Below are 21946 nucleotides of genomic sequence, written 5' to 3'. Positions count from 1 at the left end.
CGCCTCGGGTTGAGGCGAGCTTTATCGGGTTTTCAGCGGCTCCGTTCCTGCCACCGCCGCGTGGCTTCCGCGAGGAAGCCGGCAAGGTCGCCGGCCGCGAACGGGGCGAATCCCAAGTGCCGCCAGGCGGCCTGCAACGCCGCCACCGGCTGGCCGGTGTCGATGGCCGCCGCGCCGGTCTGCTTGGATAGTTTCTGGCCCTGGCCATTGACGACCACCGGCACGTGCATCCAGCGCGGCGACGGCAGGCCCAGCATCTCTTGCAGCAGTTTCTGCCTGGGCGTCGATCCGAGCAGGTCTTGGCCGCGCACCACGTCGGTAATGCCTTGTGCGGCGTCGTCCACGACGACCGCGAGCTGATAGGCCCACATGCCGTCGGCGCGGAACAGCACGAAATCCCCCACTTCATCCGCCAGGTCCTGTTCGACCGGGCCCAGCCAGCGATCGGTGAAGCGCACCACGCCGGGCGGCACGCGTACCCGCCATGCGCGCGCGCTGCGGCCGTGCAGGCCGGCGCGGCAGGTGCCGGGATAGGGCAGTTCGCCGGCCGGCAGGCTGCCGCGCGCGCTGAGAATGGAGTCGGCGATTTCCTTGCGCGTGCAGCCGCAGGGATAGACCAGGCCGCGTTCGCGCAGCGCGTCGAAGGCCGCGCGATAAGCGGGGTGCCGGGCCGATTGGTAGACGGGCGGCGCGTCGGCATGCAGGCCGAGCGCCTGCAATTGGCCGAGGATGATGCGGTCCGCGCCTTCGGCCACGCGCGGCGCGTCCAGGTCTTCTATGCGCACCAGCCAGCGTCCCCCGTGAGCGCGGGCGTCCAGGTAGCTGGCCAGCGCCGCGACCAGCGAGCCCTGATGCAGCGGTCCGGAGGGGCTGGGGGCGAAGCGTCCGATGTATGTCGTCATGATGCGCGCAGGGTCATGTCGGCGAGCGAGTGCGGGTGGGCCAGCAGCGCGGCATGCAGCCGCGACGATTGCAGCCGCTCGAGCAGCCATTGCAGCGCCCGGCCTTCCGCGGGCGCGCGCCAGGCATAGACCAGCCGTTCGTTCAGACGGATGCCGTCCACCTTGCGGGCCACCAGCAGGCCTTGCGCCAGGTAGGGGGCCGCCATGGGCACGGGCAGGTAGCCGCAGCCTATGCCGCGCACTTGGGCGCGCGCCTTCAGTTCCAGGGTCGGCAGCGTGACCGTGTGCTGGGAGGACAGCAGGCCTTTGGTGCCGGCGGGCATGCGGCGCGAGGTGTCGGCCACGGCGACGGCCGTATGGCGGTCGATGTCGGCGGCGCTCAGCGGCTCGGGCGCCTGCGCCAGTGGATGGTGCGGCGCGACGCAGAATACGAAGGGCATGTTGCCGAGCGCGCGCGACTGGAAGCCTTCGGCGGGAGCGTCGTCGGCGTCGGCGCCGATCACCAGGTCGGCCCGTCCGGACAACAGGGCGTCCCAGTTGCCTTGCAGCACCTCGTAGGAAAAGCGCAGGCGGGTGCCCGTTCCCAGGGCCTCGAAATCCTCGATCAGTTCGAACAGCGGCGTGCAGTTGAGCACGGCGCTGACCGCCACGCGCAGTTCGGTTTCCCAGCCCGTGGCGATGCGATGCACGCGCCGCGCCAGGGCATGGAGCGCTTCCAGCAGCGGCCGGCCCTCGCGCAGCAGCTCCTCGCCCGCCGGCGTGAGCCGGGCGCGGTGGCCGCTGCGGTCGAACAGCAGGGCATCGAGTTCATCCTCGATCTTGCGCACCGAATAGGTCAGCGCCGACGGCACCTTGCCCAGTTCGCGCGCGGCCTTGGCGAAGCTGCCGTGGCGGGCGATGGCGTCGATCATCTGGAGCGACTCGGGCGAAAGGGCCTGCATGGGCGGATATCGTTCAATGAATTTGAATGATCTCCTCAAAGCATACGACACAACGCGGCGTCGCGGACGCCCACAATAGATCCAACACAGCAAGGAGTATTGTCATGTTGACTATTCGACGTAGTGAAGACCGCGGCCAGGCCGACCATGGCTGGCTCCGGAGCGCCCACACTTTCTCGTTCGCCGGTTATTTCGATCCGGGCCACATGGGCTATGGCCCGCTGCGGGTGATCAACGACGACCATATCGCCGCCGGCCGGGGCTTCGGCATGCACGGCCACCGCGATATGGAGATCATCACCTATGTGCTGGACGGCGCGATCGAGCACAAGGACAGCATGGGCAACGGCTCGGTCATCCGTCCGGGCAACGTGCAGCGCATGAGCGCCGGGACCGGCGTGATGCATTCGGAGTTCAACCCCGACGCCGCCAGCGCGACGCACCTGCTGCAGATCTGGATCGAGCCGAACCGCAAGAATGTCGAGCCGAGCTACGAAGAGCGCAATTTCTCCGAAGCCGACAAGCGCGGCAGGCTGCGCCTGATCGCCTCGCCCGACGGCGCGCAGGAGTCGGTGCGCATCCACCAGGATGCCCGCCTGTACGCCGGCGTGTTCGACGGCGCCGAGCGTGCCGAACACGTGCTGGCTCCGGACCGCAGGGCCTGGGTGCATGTCGCGCGCGGCACGGTGGTCGTCAATGGCGCGACGCTGTCGGGCGGAGACGCGGTCGCGGTCGAGGGCGTCTCGCCTATCGTGATCGAGCAGGGCGATGCCGCCGAAGTATTGCTGTTCGATCTGCACTGATAGACTGGATGCGGCGGACACGGCCATGCTGTGCCCGCCGCATCCAGGGCGGCTGGCAAGCCGATTGAAACAAGTCGGCGCGTCCTCATCTATGGAAGTATCCAGCCGGCCGGGTCCTTGACGCCGTTCCGGAGACGAGCCCGCGCCTGTCTCCGGCGCGCCGCCGCGGTCCCCGTCCGGCCCCACCTCTTGTGAGACCGCGACTATGGAGTTCAAGGATTACTACGACATCCTGGGCGTCGAGCGGGGAGCTTCGGAAGACGACATCCGCCACGCCTATCGGAAGCTGGCCCGCAAATACCACCCCGACGTCAGCAAGGAAGCCGATGCCGAAACGCGCATGCGCGACGTCAACGAGGCCTACCAGGTCCTGAAGGACGCGGAGAAGCGCGCCGCGTACGACAATCTGGCCGCCGGCGTCTCGCCGGGCGGCGATTTCCATCCGCCTCCGGGCTGGGACAGCGGCTTCGAATTCCGCGGCGGCGGCCCGGGCGACGATGCCGCCTTCAGCGATTTCTTTTCCTCCCTGTTCGGCGCCCGGCACGGCCGCGCGCAGGCCCGCGCCCAGAACATCCGGGCGCGCGGCGAGGATCACCATGCCGCCATCGAGATCGACCTCGAGGACGCCTTGCGGGGCGCCTCGCGCGATATTTCGCTGCGATCCATCGGCTACGACGAACAGGGCCGGCCCCAGCTGCAGGAACGCACGCTCGACGTGCGCATTCCTGCGGGCGTGCGCGAAGGGCAGTTCATCCGCCTGGCGGGGCAGGGCATGCCCGGCATAGGCGGCGGCGAGAATGGCGACCTCTATCTGGAGATCCGCTTCAAGCCGCATGCCCGCTACAAGGTCGACGGCCGCGATCTCTACATGGACCTGCCGGTGGCGCCCTGGGAGGCCATGCTGGGGGCGACGGTGCGCGCGCCCACGCCGCAAGGGCCGGTGGTGGAGGTCGGCGTGCCGGCCAATTCGCGCAATGGACGCAAGCTGCGCCTGAAGGGCAAGGGCATCCCGGGCGATCCGGCCGGCGACCTGTACCTGGTGCTGGACGTCGTGCTGCCGCCCGCCGATACCGAGCAGGCCAGGCAGGCATACAAAAACCTGGCGCGCGATCTGCCGTTCGATCCGCGCCGCAACCTGGGAGACTGACGATGAAGACGATAACCGTCACTGCCACGGTGGTGGGAAGCGAGCAGCCGCTCAGCGCCGGGGATCTGGCGCGGGCCTGCGGCGCGGAAGAGGCCTGGGTGGTGCAGCTGGTGCGCGTGGGCATCATCGAGGCGCGCGGGCCGGCGCCGGCCTGGCGCTTCGACAGCCAGGCGCTCCGGCAGGCCCGCGAAGCCCGCCAATTGCAGCAGTGCTTCGACGTCGAGCTGGAGGCAGCCGCCCTGATGCTCGACATGAGCCAGGAGATCCGGCGCTTGAAGGCGCGGCTGCGTGTGCTGGGCGAAGGCCGCGGCGGCTGAACTGTTTTCGCGATCATCGGGTATACCCTAGTCGCAACCAGGGTGCCGACTCGCTATAGTCCGTTCTGTTCCTTATTTGGACTGCCGTTTCAAGGGTGGAACAAAACCAGGGCTAGGACGGAATTGTGAGCCAGTTGCCGACGTCGGAATTCTCTGCTGAAAAATATAGGGTCCCGGGCCTGGAGCGGGGCCTGCGCGTGCTTTGCGAAGTCGGCCGCGGCGCCGGCATGGTCGGCGCGCCCGACCTGGCGCGCCGCCTGGGCGTCCCCCGCACCACCGTATTCCGCCTGCTCAACACCCTCGAGCAGCTCGGGTTCGTGGAGCGCGCCGATAACGGCCGCGGCTACGCGCTGGGCATGGCCGTGCTGCGCCTGGGCTTCGAATACCTGGCTTCGCTGGAGCTCACCCAGCTGGGCGCGCCGCTGCTCGCGCGCGTCCGCGACGAATTCAATCTTTCCTGCCATCTGGTCGTGCGCGACGAGACCGACATCGTCTACGTGGCCAAGGCGGCCGCCACGACGCTCATGGCCAGTTCGGTCAACGTCGGCACCCGCCTGCCTGCCCACGCCACCGTGCTGGGCCGCGTGCTGATGGCCGACATGACGCTGGAACAGCTGGCCGGGCTTTATCCGGACGGCAAGTTGGCCGTCGTCAATTCCTTCACGCCGCGCAACGTCCAGGAGCTGCACGCACTGCTGCTGCAGGATCGCCGGCGGCCCTATCTGCTGCACGAGGGATTCTTCGATTCCGGCATTTCGACGCTGGCCGCGCCGGTGCGCGAGCAGGGCGGCGCGATCGCGGCCGCCTTGGGCGTGGCCATGCCGGCCGTTCCCATCGAGCCCGCGCGCCTGCAGCAATTGGCGCGCGCCGTGTGCGAGAGCGCGGCGGAACTTTCTTCTTTACTCAATTACCGTGGGCAGGATGCCGCCTACGGATCCGATAGAAAACTGAACGGAATGGTTGCCTGATGAGCATGTATGACCTTGCCGGAAAAGTCGCCGTCGTCACCGGGGGAACCTCGGGCATCGGCCTGGCCACCGTGGGAATGTTGCTGGAGGCCGGCGCTGCGGTTGCGTTCTGCGGCCGCAGCGAGGAAAAGCTCGAGCAGGCCAAGAACGGCCTGCTCGCCCGTTTTCCCGATGCACGCATCCTGGCCTCGCGCTGCGACGTGCTCGCGCCCGAGCAGGTGCAGGCCTTCGCCGCCGAGGTGGAGCGCGAACTGGGCAAAGCGGCGATCCTGGTGAACAACGCCGGCCAGGGCAGGGTGTCCACCTTCGCCAGCACCGAGAACTCGGCCTGGCTGGACGAGGTCCAACTGAAGTTCTTCTCGGTCATCAACCCGACCCGTGCCTTCATTCCGCAGTTGGAGCAGAATGAAGACGCCGCCATCGTCTGCGTGAATTCGCTGCTGGCGATCCAGCCCGAGCCGCACATGGTGGCGACTTCCGCCGCGCGCGCCGGCATCCACAACCTGGTGCGCTCGCTCGCCTACGAGCTGAGCGCGAAGAAGATCCGGGTCAACGGCATCCTGCTGGGCCTGGTCGAATCGGGCCAGTGGCGCCGCCGCTACGAAGAGCGCAAAGACCGCTCGCTCTCATGGGAGCAGTGGACGGCCCGCATCGCCGCCGAGAAACAGATTCCGCTGGGCCGCCTGGGCCGTCCCGAAGAGCCCGCCCGCGCCATTTTCTTCCTTGCTTCGCCCTTGTCTTCCTACACGACGGGCAGCCATATCGATATTTCCGGAGGGGTTTGCCGTCATGCCTAATGCCAACCGCATCACCGTCGGCGCAGCCATTGCGCAGTTCCTGGAGAACTGCGGCGTCAAGGCGGCGTTCGGGGTCATCTCGATCCACAACATGCCCATCCTGGACGCCTTCGGCGAACGCGGCAACATCCGCTTCGTGATGGCGCGCGGCGAGGCCGGCGCCACCAACATGGCCGACGCCTATGCGCGCACCACCGGCGGCCTGGGCGTGACCGTGACCAGCACCGGCACCGCCGCCGGCAACGCCGCGGGCTCGATGGTCGAAGCCATTACCGCCGGCACGCCGCTGCTGCACCTGACCGGCCAGATCGACAGCCCCTACCTGGACCAGAACCTGGGCTTCATCCACGAGGCCAACAACCAGCTGGACATGCTCAAGGCCGTCTCCAAGGCCGCCTTCCGCATCCGCACGCCCGAGACCGCCATGGGCATCGTCAAGCGCGCCGTGCAGATCGCCATGACCGCGCCCACCGGTCCGGTCAGCATCGAGATCCCCATCGACGTACAGGCTGCGCTGATCGACGCGCCCGCCGACCTGACTCCGCTGCCCGTCGTGCCGCTGGCGCCGGCCGAAGCCGCGCTGGACGAACTGGCCAGCCGCCTGGCCGGCGCGAAGCGGCCGTTGCTGTGGCTGGGCGGCGGCGCGCGCCAGGCCGGCGAGCAGGTGCGCCGCCTGGTCAAGCTGGGCTTCGGCGTCATCACCAGCACGCAAGGGCGCGGCGTGATTCCCGAGAACGATCCGGCCTGCCTGGGCTCGTTCACCGTCGCCAAGCCCGTCGAGAACCTGTACCAGACCGTGGACGCCCTGGTCGTGGTCGGCTCGCGCCTGCGCAGCAACGAGACGCTGAAATACGCCGTCAAGCTGCCCGCCACGCGCTACCGCATCGATGCCGACGCGCAGGCCGACGGCCGCGCCTATTCCACCGATTTCTTCGTCAACGGCGACGCCACGCTGGCGCTCGAAGGGCTGGCCGACCGGCTCGAAGGCAGGATGGCGGTCGACCCCGCGTTCATCGACGACCTCCAGGCCGCCAAGCGGGCCGCCATGGCCAGGCTGCGCGATGACGTCGGCCCCTACGACAGGCTGATCGACACGCTGCAATCGGTGGTGGGCGAGTCCTTCAACTGGGTGCGCGACGTGACGCTGTCCAACAGCATCTGGGGCAACCGCCTGCCGTGCCTGCACGATTCCAAGGCCGGCGTGCACGCGCTGGGCGGCGGCATCGGCCTGGGCCTGGCCATGGGCGTGGGCGCCGCGATCGGCGCGGCCGCCACCGGATCGGGCAAGAAGACCTTCACGCTGGCCGGCGACGGCGGCTTCATCCTGAACCTGGGCGAGCTGGCCACCGCCGTCCAGGAAAAGGCCGACATGCTGATCATCCTGATGAACGACCAGTCCTACGGCGTCATCAAGAACATCCAGGACGCCGTCTACGGCGGCCGCAAGCACTACGTGCAGCTGCACACGCCGGACTACGCGCTGCTGACCCGGTCCATGGGCCTGGGCCACGCCAAGGTCGCCAGCCTGGACCAGCTCGAAGGCGCGATCAAAGAAGGCTTGGTCGTGGAAGGGCCGTTCATCGTCGAACTCGACATGCTGTCGATCGGCGGTTTCAACACCAAGTTCGCCGGCCCGCCGCTCAAGAACACGGCCGACAAGAAGGAAGCCTGAGCCATGCTGATCTCCGACAAGACGCTTCCCATCTGCATCGCCGGCGTCTGGCGCGAAGGCGGCGGCGACCGCTACGCCACCATCTACCCGGCCACCGGGGAGGCCGTGGCCTACCTGAACGCGGCCAGCCTGGATGACGTCGAAGAGGCCATCCAGGGCGCTCATCACGCCTTCCGCACCAGCGGCTGGGCGCAGCGCAAGCCGCACGAGCGCGCCGCCGTGCTCTATCGTATCGCGCAGCTGATTCGCGAGCGGGCCGAGGAACTGGCCCAGCGCCAGCGCCTGGACAACGGCAAGCCGATTTCCGAGACGCGCGTGCTGGTCGCCAGCGCCGCCGGCACCTTCCAATACTTCGCGGCCGCCTGCGAAACGCTGGAAGAAATCATCACCCCGCCGCGCGGCGACTACATCACGATGAGCGTCTACGAGCCCATGGGCGTGGTCGCCGCCATCACGCCGTGGAACTCGCCCATCGCCAGCGAGGCGCAGAAGATGGCCCCGGCGCTGGCCGCCGGCAACGCCGTCGTGGTCAAGCCCGCCGAGATCACGCCGCTGATGGCGCTGGAGCTGGCCGCCATCTGCGAAGAGGCCGGCGTCCCCAAGGGCATCGTCAGTGTGCTGCCCGGCAGGGGGTCGGTGATCGGCGACGCCATCACCAAGCACCCGCTGGTCAAGCGCGTGTCCTTCACCGGCGGCACCGCCACCGGCCGGCACATCGCCCACATCGCGGCCGACAAGATGATGCCTGTCTCGCTGGAACTGGGCGGCAAGTCGCCCACCATGGTGTTCGAGGATGCCGACCTGGACCATGCCGTCAACGGCGTGCTGTACGGCATCTTCAGTTCTTCGGGCGAAGCCTGCATCGCCGGCTCGCGGCTGTTCGTGGCCTCGTCCGTCTATGAGCAGTTCATCGACCGCCTGACCGAGCGCGCCGCGGCGCTGCGCGTGGGCGACCCGTCCGACGAGCGCACCCAGATGGGGCCGCTGATCACCGGCAAGCACCGCGAGTCGATCGAGCGCTACGTCGAACTGGGCGTCTCCGAAGGCGGACGCATCCGCACCGGCGGCCAGCGTCCCGAGGGCGGTCTCTACGACAAGGGCTATTTTTATCGCCCGACCATCATCGAGGGCCTGAGCAACCAGGCCCGCATCAGCCAGGAAGAAATCTTCGGGCCGGTGCTGGTCGCGATGCCCTTCGACAGCGAGGAAGCGCTGATCGAGCAAGCCAACGACAGCGTGTACGCGCTGGCCGCCGGCATCTGGACGCGCGACTACAAGCGCGCCTGGCGCGTCGGCCGCGCGGTGCAGGCCGGCACGGTGTGGATCAACACCTACAAGCTGTTCTCGATTTCGACGCCGTTCGGCGGCTGGCGCGACAGCGGCATCGGCCGCGAGAAAGGCCGCCTCGGCATCCTGCAATACATGGAGCAAAAGGGCATGTACTGGGGCATGAACGAATCCCCCTTGTCCTGGGCAAATTGAGGCTCCGCCTCTAGGAGTGATGATGATGGACGTATTGGGCATAGACGAAATCACCTACGGCGCGGACGACCTGGCTGCTTGCAAGAAATTCCTGAACGACTGGGGCCTGAACCTGGTCGAGGAAACCGACAAGTCGCTGGTCTACGAGAGCATGAACAAGTGCCGGGTGATCGTGAAGACGACCGATTTCCCCGGGCTGCCGCCCGCCATCGAGGACGGGCCGACGCTGCGCGAGGTGGTGTGGGGCTGTTCCGGCGACGAGGTGATCGCGCGTTTCGCCGAGAAGCTCAAGGGGCAGCCGGGCTATGTGAACGAGGGCGGCCGCGTGGGCTGCATGGATCCGAATGGCCTGGCCGTGCGCTTCCAGAAGACCCGCAAGATCGAGCTCGACCTGGACAGCCCGGGCATGAATACCTGGGGCACCAAGTCGCGCCGCAACCAGCGCAGTCCGATCTACGACCGCGCCACGCCCATCGAGGTGGGCCACGTGGTGTTCTTCGTCAAGGACGTCAAGGCTTGCGAGGCTTTCTACGCCGACAACTTCGGTTTCGTCGCTTCCGACCGCTATCCCAACCGGGGCGCCTTCATGCGCTGCGCGGCCGAAGGCGGCCACCACGACCTGTTCTTGCTGCAGCCGCCCGAGCCGCGCGCCGGCCTGAACCACGTGGCCTTCACCGTGCGCGACATCCATGAGGTGTTCGGCGGCGGCATGGCCATGGCGCGCGACGGCTGGAGCACGCAGATCGGACCGGGCCGCCATCCGATTTCGTCGGCTTACTTCTGGTACTTCAACTTTCCCGGCGGCGGCCTGATCGAGTACTACGCCGACGAGGATTTCCTCGACGCCGAGTGGGAAGCCCGCGAGTTCGAGCCCGGCCCCACGATATTCGCCGAATGGGCGATCGACGGCGGCCTGGACGGCAATACCCGCCGCCAGAAGAGCGCGAAGGCCCCGGACGGCCAGTTCCTGACGGATAAGAAGTGATCGCCGGCTAGGGCGGAGTTGGAGAAGGTAGATGGCTGAAACCGCGAATATTTTGCTCACTGTGCTGCTCAAGCACGATCAGTCCAACAATCTGGACGCGGTCCAGACCAAGCTGAAGGAAGCCGACTGGTGGGAGCGTTTTCCACCGGAAGGGGTGAGGGTGGCGTCCTGGACCGTGGCGATGGGCCTGGGGCAGATCGTGACGCTGGAGGTGCCGCCGCACCTGCTGGCGGCGGTGAACGTGGAGCTGGAGCGTTCCGCGTGGGGCGTGTTCCGTACGGAGTGCTATCCCACTTATGACTTTGTTCCCGTTCGCGAACGGATCCGCGAACGCGTACGCAATGGAGGTAAATGATGCAAGACCGCTATCTCGAGCCGCATCAGGCGCGGCGCCGCCCTCCCACGGAATGGGAAAGCCTGCTGGGCGATTCGCTGGAGCGCGCATTCGCCACCGGCATGCACGAGCTGGCTCCCATCGTGGAGTACCTGAACCGCGCCGGTCCGCCGGCTCCCAATGGCCAGGCCTGGACGGAAGTGCTGCTCCAGGCCGAACTGGCCCGCTTGGCTGCGTAACGTTCTAGGAGTCTGTCATGAGCAAGAAAATCGAGAGCCCGGACGATCTGCTGCAAGTCGGCCTGAAGGACACCTGGTACGCCATCTGTCCGTCCAGCTTTGTTGCGGACAAGCCCGTTTCGATGCGCCGCCTGGGCATGAAGCTGGTGCTGTGGCGCGACGAGGCCGGCAAGATCTACGCGCTGGAAGACCACTGCCCGCACCGCGGCGCGCCGCTGTCCAAGGGCATTCTGCTGGGCGACCGCATCGCCTGCGGCTATCACGGCGTGCAGGTGCGCAGCGACGGCGTGGTGACCAACGTTCCCGGCAGCCCCGGCTGTAGCCTGGAGGGCAAGCGCGCCGCGCGGTCGTTCCACGTGGTCGAGCGCAACGACGCGGTGTTCCTCTACAACTCGGCCGAGAACGTCGACGAGGCGCCCGATTTCACGCTGCCGGAAGAGCTGGTCTCCGACGAATACGGCGCGTTCCTGTGCTACACGGAATGGCGTTCGGACTATCGCTACGTGATCGACAACGTGATGGATCCGATGCACGGCACCTACCTGCACAAGCAGTCGCACTCGATGGCCGAGGGCTCGTCCGAGGCCGAGTTCGGCGTGCGCAATACCGAGCACGGCTTCATCTTCGAGAAGAAGGGCCAGCGCGGCGTGAACTTCGACTGGACCGAGTGGGCGGATACCGGCCTGCACTGGCTGCGCCTGGAGATCCCGTACCCGGCCACCGGCGGTCCCGGCGGCAGCTTCGCCATCGTCGGCACTTACACGCCGATCACCGAGAACCTGGCCGCGGTATTCCACTGGCGCTGCCGCAGGGTCTCGGGCTGGCAGCGGCATGCGTGGCAATTCCTCTACCGCAACCGGCTGGAAGCGCGCCACTGGACCGTGCTGGAGCAGGACCGCGAAGTGCTGGAAGTGATGGAGCCCGACGCCAATCAGCGCGAGAACCTGTACCAGCACGATGTGGGTCTGGTGCGCCTGCGCCGCCACCTGCGCAACCTGGCCGCCCAGCAGCTCGACACGCTGCAGGGCAAGGCCGCATGACGATGGCGCTGGCGCGCCGCGTGACCGCGCCGTCGGTCCCCGAAAGGGAGACCGCGACGTGGTCGAATTGCCTCGTCCTGGGCGACGAGATCGCCATGTCGGGCATGACGGCCAATCCGGAATCCAAGGCCGATGTCCCGCTGGGCACATACGAACAAACCCTGATTGTGCTGGGCAAAATCCGCGCTTTGGTCGAAGCGGCTGGCGGTGGGGTGCAAAATATTTATAAACTGGTGATCTACGTGACGGATATCCGGGACAAGGACGAGGTCGGGCGCGCCCGCAAGGCGTTCTTCCAGCCGCCGTATCCGTGCTCCACGTTGGTCGAAGTCCGTGCCCTGGTTTTCCCCGGCCTGACGGTGGAAATCGATGCTTTCGCGCGCCTCGACGTCGCCTTGCGTAACGACGCATAACCGCCTTTTTTCGACCTTTTTTCAATGAACAGCAGCTCTCTTCTTACGGTTCTGGTTCAAGCCATCCGCCTTGAAGCGCAAGGCATCATCAGCGTCGAATTCCGTTCGCCCGACGGCGCGGATCTCCCTGCGTTCGAGGCGGGCTCCCATATCGACCTGCATCTGCCCAACGGCCTGGTGCGCAGCTACTCGCTGTTCAATTCGCCGGCCGAGCGCCACCGCTACGTGGTGGGCGTACTGAACGACCGTAACAGCCGGGGCGGCTCGCGCTATGTGCACGAGCAGCTGCGTGTGGGTTCGACCATCAAGATCGGCGCGCCGCGCAACAACTTCGAGCTGGACGAGGGCGCGACCAAATCGGTGCTGCTGGCGGGCGGGATAGGCGTAACGCCCATCTTCTGCATGTACAACCGCCTGCGCAGCATCGACAAGCCGGTGGAACTGCTCTACTGTGCGCGGGCCAAGGTGGAAGCCGCTTTCGTCGACGAGCTGCTGGCCTCCGGCGAGCAGGTCAAGACGCGCTTCGACGCCGAGGCGGGCGGCCCGCCCAACCTGCGCGAACTGCTGGGCGGCCATCCCGCCGACACGCACTTCTACTGCTGCGGTCCCACGCCCATGCTGGACGCCTTCGAGGCCACCTGCAAGGAACTGGGCTATGAGAACGTGCACATCGAGCGCTTTGCCGCCGCGGGCGAAGTCGAGGCGGCGCAAGAGGGCAGCTATCAGGTGGAACTGGCCAAGTCGGGCAAGACCATCGACGTGCCGGCAGGCATGTCGCTGCTGGATGCGCTGCTGGAGGCCGGGGTGGATGCCGACTACAGCTGCCGCGAAGGGGTGTGCGGCGCGTGCGAGACGGCGGTGCTGGAAGGCACGCCCGACCACCGCGACTCGGTGCTGACCGAGCGCGAGCGCGAGGCCAACAAGACCATGATGGTCTGCGTCTCGGGCTGCAAGGGCAGCAAGCTGGTGCTGGATCTTTAAGCTACCCCTGCCCCTTCGGGCGTTCCCTCGAGAGGGCGGCATTGGTAGACCGGTGAGGCGTTCGGTCCGCCAATGCCCTGGGCGATGCGACGAGCGGCGATGCCGGATGGCCATCACGTCGCTTTTTTTTCGGCAATTTGATAAGCGTGCGTATTATCTTGATTGTTTTGATAAGCGTGCGTATTATCTGGCGCATCACATCGAGATGACGCGTCATGTCTCTTCCCGAACCTGCCTCCCATCCCAATCTTGCCGCCCGCAACGACGTCGACCGTTTCGTGGACAAACCGGGCTTCCTGATCCGCCGCGCGCACCAGATTTCGGTCGCGGGCCTGGATCGTCGGCTGCAGCCCTATGACCTCACGGTGCCGCAGATGGTCCTGCTCACGGCCTTGCATTTCCATCCCGGCGTGGACCAGGCCAGCCTGGCGGCTTCGGTCTCCGTGGACGTGGTGACCGTGGGCCGCATCGTCAAGCGTTTCGTCGAACGCGGGCTGGTGGAGCGGGTGCGTTCGGCGGTGGACGGGCGGGCGCATGAACTGCGGCTGTCCGGCGCGGGCGAGTCGCTGTTGCAGCGCATACAGCCAGAAATCGCTTCGTCGCAGAACGAAATCCTGGGCAATCTGGGCCCGGAAGAACGCCAGGCCTTTTTCACCATCATGCGCAAGATTGTGGGCCTGGCCTGACTTTTTGCGCATCGCTCCGCAGTTTCCTCTCTTGCAAGGAACCGCCATGTCGCATCGTCGTTCGTTCTGTGTTCGCGCCGCGGCCGCCGCCGCCTGCCTGACCCTCGTCCCGATGGCTGCTTTGGCCCAGAGCTATCCGGAGCGCCCGCTGCGCCTGATCGCGCCCTTCCCGCCTGGGGGCAGCGTGGACCAGTTGGCGCGGCTCCTCAGCGCCAAGCTGGCGCCGCAGTGGAAGCAGTCCGTGGTGGTCGAGAGTCGTCCGGGCGCCGCCGGGGCGATCGGCGTGGAGATGGCGGCCAAGGCGGCGCCCGATGGCTATACCTTCGTGCTCAGTTCACCCGGGGCGATTGCGATCAACCAGCATTTCCGCAAGATGCCCTACGACGCGGCCAGGGATCTGGCGCCGGTCACCATGATCGCCACCATTCCCACGGCGATCGCCGTCCATCCTTCGGTGCCGGTGCAGACCGTGGCGGACCTGGTCGCCCTCGGCAAGGGCAGCAGGCAGGGCTTGCTCTACAGTGTGTCCGGCACGGGCAGCCAGACGCATCTGGCGGGCGAGCTGCTGGCCTCGATGAGCGGCGCGAAGATGAACGCCGTGGCGTACAAAGGCACGGCGCCGGCGGCGCTGGCCATTGCCTCGGGCGAGGTCAACTTCGGCATATCGGATCTCACGACCTTGATGCCGCTGGTCCAGGATCGCCGTCTGCGCATACTCGCGGTCGTCGATGCGAAGCGGCCGACGTCGGCGCCCGATGTGCCTACCGTTGCCGAGTCGGGCTACCCGGACTATGTCGCGAGCGGCTGGGTCGCCATGTTCGCGCCCGCGGGCACGCCGCCCGACATCGTGCGCAAGGTGAGCCAAGACGTGGGCCGCATACTGAATTCGCCCGAAGGCCGGCAGGCGGTCATCCAGGGCGGCATGGAGCCGGCGCCCGGTACGCCCGAGGCGCTGCGAGCCTTCGTCGCCGCCGAGATCGACAAGTGGGGCCGCGTCATCAAGTCGGCCAACATCAAGGTCGAGTGAGCGGCTCCCATGAGGCTCGATGTGTTTTCGCATGTGTATCCGCAGCGGTTCTACGACCGCATGCAGCAGGTGCTGCCCGACGGCGGGGCGCGCGCGCGTCTGTTGTACGGCGTGCCGTCGCTCCATGACATGGACCGGCGGTTCCGGCTGATGGACCAGTTCGACGATTATGCGCAAATCGTCTGCATGTCGGGCCCGCCCATCGAAAGCATGGGCGGGCCTGCGCTGGCCTGCGACCTGGCGCGTTGCGCGAATGACGAGATGGCCGAGCTCGTTGCGCGCCATGCCGACCGCTTTCCCGGTTTCGTCGCCGCGCTGCCGATGAACGACGAAGCGGGACTCTTGCGGGAAGCCGAGCGCGCCATCCGCGACCTCGGCGCAGTGGGCGTGCAGGTCTATACCCACGTGCAGGGCCGCCCGTTGACCGCGCCAGCGACGCTGGGATTGTTCGCGCTGATGGCCGAACTCGACCGTCCCATCTGGCTGCATCCCGACCGGGAAGCCTCGCACGCCGATTACACCGCGGAGTCCAAGAGCCATTACGAGATCTGGTTCGCCATCGGCTGGCCGCACGAGACCAGCGTGGCGATGGCGCACATCGCCTTGTCCGGACTATTCGACAGGCATCCCGGCCTCAAGGTGATCGCCCACCAGATGGGCGGGACCATCCCCTATCTGGAAGGCCGCGTGACCAACGTCTGGGAGCGGCTGGGCGCACGCACGACCGACGAGGACTACCGATCGCTGCGCCAGGCCATGACGCGGCGACCGGTGGACTATTTCCGGATGTTCTACGCCGATACGGTGGGAGCGATCGGCCAGCCGCCCGTCGAATGCTGTCTGGATTTCTTCGGCCCCGGCCACATGCTGTTTGCGACCGATGCCCCCTTCGGTCCCGACCAGGGAGCAGGGTACATACGTTCGGCCATCGCCGCCGTGGAGGGACTGGAGCTGACCGCCGCACAGCGGCACGACATTTTCGAAGGCAACGCGCGGCGTTTGCTCAAGCTCGGGGAAATCGGATGAACATCTTATCGATCGCTGATCGGCCCGCGATCAGCGTGGCGGCGGACGGCAGGACGCTGCATCCCGTGTCGCGCGGCGAACTGGAGCGGCGCTGGCTGCTCGTGCGGCGGGCCATGGCCGGCGCCGGCGTCGACGCTCTGGTGGTGCAGGGCGCCAACGGCATCTCGGGAGGCGGCCATTTTCGCTGGCTGGCGGGACAGCCGCCCGGCAATTACAACCCGCGCACGCTTATTTTTCCCGCCGAAGGTTTGATGACGCTGGTGGATCAAGGCCCCTTCGATGCCGTGCTCGAGTTCGACGGCAACGACGCCGCCAATCCGGGGGTGGGCCGCCGCTGCATGGTGCCCAGCTATCCGTCGGTCGTCTACACGGCCGACTACGATGCGCAGATCGTGGTGCGCGAGATCCGCCGGCACGGCTACCGGCGCATAGGCATCGTGGCCGCGGCCAGTTCCTATTACGCTTTCGGGGCCGGCCTGCGCGAGCAATTGGGCGCGGGCGCCTGCATCGACATGACGGACGCCGTCGACGCCATCAAGGCCATCAAGAGCCCGGAAGAGATCGCGCTCATCCAGGCCGCCGCCGACATGCAGGATCGTATCGTGGTGGAAGTCGCGGCGGCTATCCGTCCCGGCATGCGCGACTTCGAGGTCATGGCCCATGCCCAGCACGTCGGACAACTGCTGGGCAGCGAACAAGGCATGTTCTTCGGTTCGTCGGCGGCGCCCGGGCAGGCGGCGGGCCTGCGGCCGCGCTTCCAGCAGGGCAGGGAGCTGCGCGAGGGGGACGTGTTCACCTTGCTGGTGGAAAATTCGGGGCCGGGCGGGATGTTCGCGCACATCGCCCGGCCGCTGGTCCTGGGCCGGGCCACGAACGAGCTGAGCGATGCGTTCGAGGCGGTGTGCGAGGCGCAGCGCGCCACGCTGGCCATGCTCGAGCCGGGAGCGTCGTGCGCGGAAGTCTTCGCCGCGTACAACGCATTCATGCGCGCACGGGGCTGGCCGGAAGAACGCCGCCTGCATTGCCACGGCCAGGGCTACGATCTGGTGGAGCGTCCGTTGATCCGGCAGGACGAAACATTGCGCATCGAAGCGGGAATGAACATCGCCGCGCACCCGGCCATCGGTTCGCCCGCGCTGTTCACGACCGTCTGCGAAAACTATCTCATCCAGCCGGAAGGGCCGCCCCGGTGCTTCCACCGGACGCCCCAGCGCATCATCGAACTCTGAGTCGCCCGCTGCATATTCATGACCATACTGATCGTCAACGCCGACGCCGACTACTATCGCCAACGCCTGGCGCGCTCCTGCCCGGACGCCGACATCCGGGCCGCCGCTTCGCCCGAGGCCGCCTGGGCGTACCTGGACGAGGCGCGCGCGCTCGTTGCCTTTGCCAGCGCGCTATCGCCCGCGATGATCGCCCGGGCGCGCCGGCTCGAATGGCTGCAGGCGCTGTCATCCGGCGTCGACCAGGTATTGGCGTGGTGCGAAGACAGGCCGGAGGTGGCCATTACCTCCACGCGCGGCGTGCAGGGACCGGCGGTGGCGGAGATGGCGTTCATGCACATGCTGGCGCTGTCGCGCGACCTGCCGCGACTGGTGGACAACCAGCGCAGGGCGGTCTGGGCGCGCTATCCGCAGCCCTTGCTGCATGGCAAGACGGTGGTGATCGTCGGTACCGGGCTCATCGCGACGGAGCTGGCTGCGCGCTGCACGGCCTTCGGCATGCGGGTCCACGGCGTGTCGGGCACGCCCCGTCCGCTCGCCGGTTTCGAGCGCGTGCACGATCGCCGCGATCTCCCCCAGGCGGCGGCGCTGGCGGATTTCCTGGTGGTGCTGACCCCTTTGTCCGACCAGACGCACCATCTGGTCGACGCCCGTGTGCTGTCGGCGATCAAGCCGGGGGCCATTCTCGTGAACCTGGCGCGCGGCGGCGTATGCGACGAAGCCGCCGTGCTGCGGGCGCTGCGGGAAGGGCGCTTGGGCGGGGCGGGCCTGGACGTATTCGAAACCGAGCCCTTGCCGGTCGGCCACCCGCTGTGGGCGCAGGAGCGGGTGTTCGTGACGCCGCACCTGGGCGGCGAATCCGACTGCTACGCGGATCAGGTGCTGCCCATACTGGAGGCCAATCTGGCGGCCTTTCTGCAAGGCCGGCCGCAGGACCTGCGCAACCGCGTGCGGTAAGGGCGGCTCGCGTTTCCCGATGCGTTCAGGACGCGGTCGCGCCGTCGGTGATCGTCATGACGTTGTTGAACAGGTCGGCCGGAAGGTGCTTGATGGCCTCATAGGTCGTGCTGATGTGCTCGGATAACAAGCGTGTGGCGCGTTCCGTGTCGCGCGCCAGTGAGGCTTCCAAGATGTTGCGGTGCTCGTCGTGCACGTCGCGGGGAATGGGCTTGCGGGTCACCGACAGCCGCCGATAGCGTTCGGCCTGCTGGTAAAGGATGCCCAGGAAGTGGTGCATCCAGCGCGAGGAACAGGCGCTGATGAGCGCTTGGTGGAACTCGCGGTTGCGTTCTTCCCATTCGTCGAAGCGGTTGACTGCGCTCGCACTCAGCCTTTCCTCGGCTCGGCTGAGCCGGTGGAAGGCCGCGATGATGCGGCTTTCCCAAACGTCGTCGCCTTCCAGGATGGCCTGGCGCAGGGCTTCGCATTCGAGCAGCATGCGGTTGCGCGTGATGTCCAGGAAGTCTTGCATCGAGATCGGCGTGACGTGGAAGCCGCGCTGGCCGTGCGAGACCACCAGCGCATCGGACACCAGCAGCGACAGCGCCTCGCGCAGCGTGCCCGCGCCTACTCCGTAAGAGTCTTTCAAGTGCTCGACGCGCAGCCTGGAGCCCGGCACGAGCCGCCCTTCGATGATGTCCCGCCGCAAAGCGGCATAGGCCGTGCCGACCAGCGTGGTCGGCGCGGCGGCATGAGCCAGGGGCGGCAGTTCGATGGTGCTGGTTGCGGGCATGCGTCGTGGGCGGCTGATGCCCCTCTCGTACGGTGGATGGGTATGGAGATTCTAGTTGATTCTTGGCAAATTCCAAGAAACCTAGGGAAATCCATAGAATCTCGATAAAAATATTCTCTTCCGATATTTTGTAGCGTATTGTCTGGCCTGCAATGCAAGGATCCGGGGCGAGTCGCCCCGCGCAGGAGATGAAGTGATACATCTACATGACATCCGCTACGTGCGGCTGGGCACGCCCGATCTGGAAGGGTCGGTGCGCTATGCAACCGAAGTCCTGGGCCTGGAAGTGGCGCGCGCGGAGGGCAAATCCGTCTACCTGCGTTCCGACAGCCGCGATCACACCCTCTGCTATTTCGAAGGCGATCCGCGCGATCACACCGCTGCGTTCGAGGTCGATTCCCCGGAAGAGCTGGACCAGGCCATGGCACAGCTGGAGAAAGCCGGCTACGCGGCGACCCGCGGCAGCGTGGAAGAATCCGAGAAGCGCTACGTGCGCGAGTTCATCAACTTCAAGGACCCGTCCGGCAACAGCGTGGACCTGGTCTACGCCGCGCATCACAGCGGCCGCCGCTATTTCCCGTCGCGCGACGCCGGCATCACCGGATTCAGCCACATCGGCCTGCGCACGCTGAATGCGCGCCGCGACGAGGAGTTCTGGACCAAGATCCTGAGCGCCAAGGTCAGCGACCGCATCGGCGAAGCGCCGCTGCTGCGCATCGACGACGTCCACCACAAGATCGCGCTGTTCCCCTCCAGCTATCCGGGCGTGCAGCACATCAACCATCAGGTGGAAAGCATCGACGACATCATGCGCGCCTACTACATCCTGCTGGAGCGGCAGATTCCCATCCGGTTCGGTCCGGGGCGGCATCCGACTTCCGGCGCGAAGTTTCTGTACTTCGAAGGACCGGACGGCATGATCTACGAGTACTCCACCGGCGTGCGCCTGATTACCGAAGAGGACGAGAAAACCTATCGTCCGCGCAATTTCCCCGCCGTGCCGTCGTCGTTCTGCATGTGGGGCGCCAAGCCCGATATTCCGGAGTTCAAGACTTGACTATCCCGCGTCCCGTTCCGACCGCCCGGCAGCAGAGCCAGGTGCGGGCGGCCGCGCGCGCCCTGGCGCGCGCCCATCTGGTCCATGCCTACGGCCATTGCAGCCTGCGCCTGGACGCCGGCCATTTCCTCGTCTGCGCCGCCAAGCCCATGGGCATGATCGCCCCGCACGAGTCCGGCACCGTGGTGCCGGTGAACGGCGAACTGCCCGAGGGCGTGCTGGGCGAAGTCCGCATCCACCAGCAGATCTATCGCGCGCGCCCGGAAGTCGGCGCGGTGATCCGCAGCATGCCGCGCGACGTGATGACGCTGTCCAGCGCGCGCGTGACGCCCGCGCCGCGCCATGGCATGGGGTCGTATTTCTCGCCGGCGGTGCCGCTGTGGGACGATCCGCAGCTCATCCGAACCGAAGAGCAGGCGGCCGGCGTGGCCGCCACGCTGGGCCAGGCCGCCGCGGTCGTCATGCGCGGCAACGGCGCAGTGGTGGCGGCGCCCAATATCGAGCAGGCCGTGGTGCTGAACTGGTACCTGGAAGACGCCGCGCGCATCGAACTGCAGCTGCGGGCGGCCGGGCTGGGCGACGGCCCCGTCCTGTCGCCGGAAGAAGCTTCCCGCCGCGCCACCGGCGCCGGCCGTATTTTCGAGCGGATGTGGGAATACCTGTGCGACGGGGATCCCGAATTCGCGGACGTGATTTGAAGCAAGAGAGAGCTCCCATGAACGAATTCAAGAATTTCATCAACGGCCAGTGGGTGACCACCGGCAAGACTTTCGAGAACCGCAATCCGGTCGACAACAGCCTGATCGGCCCGGTGTACGAAGCCGGCCGCGCCGAAGTGGATGCCGCCGTCCAGGCCGCGCGCGCCGCGCTGTCGGGCCCGTGGGCCGCCATGAAAGTGCAGCAGCGCGTGGACATGCTGCATGCCATCGTCGACGGCATCCATCGCCGCTTCGACGACTTCCTGGCGGCCGAAATCGCCGACACCGGCAAGCCGCACGTGCTCGCCAGCCACGTGGACATTCCGCGGGGCGCCGCCAACTTCAAGGTCTTCGCCGACCTGATCCGCAACGTGCCGGGCGAAGCCTTCGACATGGACACGCCGGACAACGGCTTCGCGATGAACTATTCGGTGCGCGTGCCGCGCGGCGTGATCGGCGTGGTCTGCCCGTGGAACCTGCCGCTGCTGCTGATGACCTGGAAGGTCGGCCCCGCGCTGGCCTGCGGCAATACCGTGGTCGTCAAGCCCTCGGAGGAGACGCCCGCCACCGCGACCCTGCTGGGCGAGGTGATGAACGAGGTCGGCGTGCCTCCGGGCGTGTACAACGTGGTGCACGGTTTCGGCCCGGATTCCGCGGGCGAATTCCTGACTGCCCATCCCGGCGTGGACGGCATCACCTTCACCGGTGAAACCCGCACCGGCGAAGTCATCATGAAGGCTGCCGCCAAGGGCGTGCGTCCGGTGTCGTTCGAACTGGGCGGCAAGAACCCCGGCATCGTGTTTGCCGATGCCGACTTCGACAAGGCCGTGGCCGGCATCGCCCGCTCGGCGTTCGAGAACAGCGGCCAGGTCTGCCTGGGCACCGAGCGCGTCTATGTGCAGCGCCCGATCTTCGAGAAGTTCGTCGCCGCGCTCAAGGCCAAGGCCGAGTCGTTCAAGCTGGGCGACCCGCACGACCACGGCACCAACTTCGGTCCGCTGGTGTCCATGGTCCACCGCGAGAAAGTGCTGAGCTACTACGCCAAGGCGCGCGAGGAAGGCGCCACCGTCGTCACCGGCGGCGGCGTGCCGGACATGCCCGGCGCGATGGCCGAGGGCGCCTGGGTGCAGCCGACCATCTGGACCGGCCTGCCGCAGAGCGCCGCCGTGATCCGCGAGGAAATCTTCGGGCCGTGCTGCCACATCACGCCGTTCGATACCGAAGAAGAAGTCATCAAGATGGCCAACGACACGCCCTACGGCCTGGCCGCCACGGTCTGGACGCAGAACGTCGGCACCGCGCACCGCCTGGGCAAGGCGCTGAACGTGGGTATCTGCTGGATCAACTCGTGGTTCCTGCGCGACCTGCGCACCTCTTTCGGCGGCGCCAAGCAGTCCGGCATCGGCCGCGAGGGCGGCGTGCACTCGCTCGAGTTCTACACCGAATTGCGCAACGTCTGCGTCAAGCTCTGAG

24 protein-coding genes are annotated in these 21946 nt (G+C 67.0%); 21 read left to right on the top strand and 3 right to left on the bottom strand.

Annotated elements, in window-relative coordinates:
- Positions 1-32: 32 nt before the first annotated feature.
- Positions 33-902 carry a tRNA glutamyl-Q(34) synthetase GluQRS gene (gene gluQRS, locus PIGHUM_RS16490; protein WP_124080659.1) on the bottom strand — a complete coding sequence of 290 codons (870 nt, stop codon included), beginning with the start codon at positions 900-902 and terminating at the stop codon, positions 33-35.
- Positions 899-1843, bottom strand: a complete 945-nt coding sequence (locus PIGHUM_RS16485) for a LysR family transcriptional regulator (protein ID WP_124080658.1) — start codon at positions 1841-1843, stop codon at positions 899-901. Before PIGHUM_RS16485 ends, gluQRS begins: the two co-directional genes overlap by 4 nt.
- Positions 1844-1947: 104 nt before the next feature.
- On the opposite strand from PIGHUM_RS16485, the gene PIGHUM_RS16480 reads away from it, so the two are divergent.
- From PIGHUM_RS16480 to PIGHUM_RS16395, 18 genes are all read left to right on the top strand, one after another.
- Positions 1948-2646 carry a pirin family protein gene (locus PIGHUM_RS16480; RefSeq protein WP_124080657.1) on the top strand — a complete coding sequence of 233 codons (699 nt, stop codon included), beginning with the start codon at positions 1948-1950 and terminating at the stop codon, positions 2644-2646.
- 205 nt (positions 2647-2851) lie between these two features.
- Entirely contained in the window at positions 2852-3793 is a 942-nt protein-coding gene (locus tag PIGHUM_RS16475) for a DnaJ C-terminal domain-containing protein (RefSeq protein WP_124080656.1), read from the top strand.
- A 2-nt stretch (positions 3794-3795) separates the two neighbouring features.
- Complete coding sequence (locus PIGHUM_RS16470; protein ID WP_124080655.1) at positions 3796-4110, top strand: chaperone modulator CbpM; 315 nt, start codon at positions 3796-3798, stop codon at positions 4108-4110.
- Between the two features lie 125 nt (positions 4111-4235).
- Positions 4236-5078, top strand: a complete 843-nt coding sequence (locus tag PIGHUM_RS16465) for an IclR family transcriptional regulator (RefSeq protein ID WP_425466734.1) — start codon at positions 4236-4238, stop codon at positions 5076-5078.
- Positions 5078-5875: an SDR family oxidoreductase gene (locus PIGHUM_RS16460; RefSeq protein WP_124080654.1), complete on the top strand. Its 798-nt coding sequence runs from the start codon at positions 5078-5080 to the stop codon at positions 5873-5875. The genes PIGHUM_RS16465 and PIGHUM_RS16460 overlap by 1 nt, the downstream gene beginning before the upstream one ends.
- A complete protein-coding gene (locus tag PIGHUM_RS16455) occupies positions 5868-7547 on the top strand; it encodes a thiamine pyrophosphate-binding protein (protein ID WP_124080653.1) in 1680 nt (559 codons plus the stop codon). The genes PIGHUM_RS16460 and PIGHUM_RS16455 overlap by 8 nt, the downstream gene beginning before the upstream one ends.
- A 3-nt stretch (positions 7548-7550) precedes the next feature.
- Positions 7551-9029 carry an aldehyde dehydrogenase gene (locus PIGHUM_RS16450; RefSeq protein ID WP_425466733.1) on the top strand — a complete coding sequence of 493 codons (1479 nt, stop codon included), beginning with the start codon at positions 7551-7553 and terminating at the stop codon, positions 9027-9029.
- Positions 9030-9054: 25 nt separating this feature from the next.
- Positions 9055-10014 carry a VOC family protein gene (locus tag PIGHUM_RS16445; protein ID WP_124080721.1) on the top strand — a complete coding sequence of 320 codons (960 nt, stop codon included), beginning with the start codon at positions 9055-9057 and terminating at the stop codon, positions 10012-10014.
- A 31-nt stretch (positions 10015-10045) separates the two neighbouring features.
- Complete coding sequence (locus tag PIGHUM_RS16440; protein WP_124080652.1) at positions 10046-10369, top strand: hypothetical protein; 324 nt, start codon at positions 10046-10048, stop codon at positions 10367-10369.
- Entirely contained in the window at positions 10366-10587 is a 222-nt protein-coding gene (locus tag PIGHUM_RS16435) for a recombinase-like helix-turn-helix domain-containing protein (RefSeq protein WP_124080651.1), read from the top strand. The genes PIGHUM_RS16440 and PIGHUM_RS16435 overlap by 4 nt, the downstream gene beginning before the upstream one ends.
- 17 nt (positions 10588-10604) lie before the next feature.
- On the top strand, positions 10605-11627 hold the full coding sequence (locus PIGHUM_RS16430) for an aromatic ring-hydroxylating oxygenase subunit alpha (RefSeq protein WP_124080650.1): 1023 nt from the start codon (positions 10605-10607) through the stop codon (positions 11625-11627).
- Positions 11624-12040: a RidA family protein gene (locus PIGHUM_RS16425; RefSeq protein WP_222929266.1), complete on the top strand. Its 417-nt coding sequence runs from the start codon at positions 11624-11626 to the stop codon at positions 12038-12040. Before PIGHUM_RS16430 ends, PIGHUM_RS16425 begins: the two co-directional genes overlap by 4 nt.
- A 24-nt stretch (positions 12041-12064) precedes the next feature.
- Entirely contained in the window at positions 12065-13021 is a 957-nt protein-coding gene (locus tag PIGHUM_RS16420; RefSeq protein ID WP_124080649.1) for a PDR/VanB family oxidoreductase, read from the top strand.
- Between the two features lie 215 nt (positions 13022-13236).
- Positions 13237-13707 (top strand): MarR family winged helix-turn-helix transcriptional regulator, encoded by a 471-nt coding sequence (locus PIGHUM_RS16415; protein WP_124080648.1) that lies wholly within the window; start codon positions 13237-13239, stop codon positions 13705-13707.
- Between the two features lie 46 nt (positions 13708-13753).
- Positions 13754-14734, top strand: a complete 981-nt coding sequence (locus PIGHUM_RS16410; RefSeq protein WP_160142317.1) for a Bug family tripartite tricarboxylate transporter substrate binding protein — start codon at positions 13754-13756, stop codon at positions 14732-14734.
- A gap of 9 nt (positions 14735-14743) precedes the next feature.
- Positions 14744-15760, top strand: a complete 1017-nt coding sequence (locus tag PIGHUM_RS16405) for an amidohydrolase family protein (RefSeq protein ID WP_124080646.1) — start codon at positions 14744-14746, stop codon at positions 15758-15760.
- A complete protein-coding gene (locus tag PIGHUM_RS16400) occupies positions 15757-16989 on the top strand; it encodes a M24 family metallopeptidase (RefSeq protein ID WP_124080645.1) in 1233 nt (410 codons plus the stop codon). The genes PIGHUM_RS16405 and PIGHUM_RS16400 overlap by 4 nt, the downstream gene beginning before the upstream one ends.
- Before the next feature lie 18 nt (positions 16990-17007).
- On the top strand, positions 17008-17943 hold the full coding sequence (locus tag PIGHUM_RS16395; protein WP_124080644.1) for a D-2-hydroxyacid dehydrogenase: 936 nt from the start codon (positions 17008-17010) through the stop codon (positions 17941-17943).
- Between the two features lie 25 nt (positions 17944-17968).
- Here the strand turns inward: PIGHUM_RS16395 and PIGHUM_RS16390 are convergent, their stop codons facing one another.
- Positions 17969-18718 (bottom strand): GntR family transcriptional regulator, encoded by a 750-nt coding sequence (locus tag PIGHUM_RS16390; RefSeq protein ID WP_124080643.1) that lies wholly within the window; start codon positions 18716-18718, stop codon positions 17969-17971.
- Positions 18719-18911: 193 nt separating this feature from the next.
- On the opposite strand from PIGHUM_RS16390, the gene PIGHUM_RS16385 reads away from it, so the two are divergent.
- From PIGHUM_RS16385 to PIGHUM_RS16375, 3 genes are read left to right on the top strand one after another with little or no spacing between them, the layout of a single operon-like run.
- Positions 18912-19775: a VOC family protein gene (locus PIGHUM_RS16385; RefSeq protein WP_124080642.1), complete on the top strand. Its 864-nt coding sequence runs from the start codon at positions 18912-18914 to the stop codon at positions 19773-19775.
- Complete coding sequence (locus PIGHUM_RS16380; RefSeq protein ID WP_246013254.1) at positions 19772-20473, top strand: class II aldolase/adducin family protein; 702 nt, start codon at positions 19772-19774, stop codon at positions 20471-20473. Before PIGHUM_RS16385 ends, PIGHUM_RS16380 begins: the two co-directional genes overlap by 4 nt.
- Positions 20474-20490: 17 nt before the next feature.
- On the top strand, positions 20491-21945 hold the full coding sequence (locus PIGHUM_RS16375; RefSeq protein WP_124080641.1) for a 2-hydroxymuconic semialdehyde dehydrogenase: 1455 nt from the start codon (positions 20491-20493) through the stop codon (positions 21943-21945).
- Position 21946 lies beyond the last annotated feature (1 nt).

It is taken from the genome of Pigmentiphaga humi (assembly GCF_900606115.1).
Classification (GTDB): domain Bacteria; phylum Pseudomonadota; class Gammaproteobacteria; order Burkholderiales; family Burkholderiaceae_B; genus Pigmentiphaga; species Pigmentiphaga humi.
The sequence above is the reverse complement of the archived record's forward strand: the minus strand, read 5'-3'. Positions and strand labels throughout refer to the sequence as shown.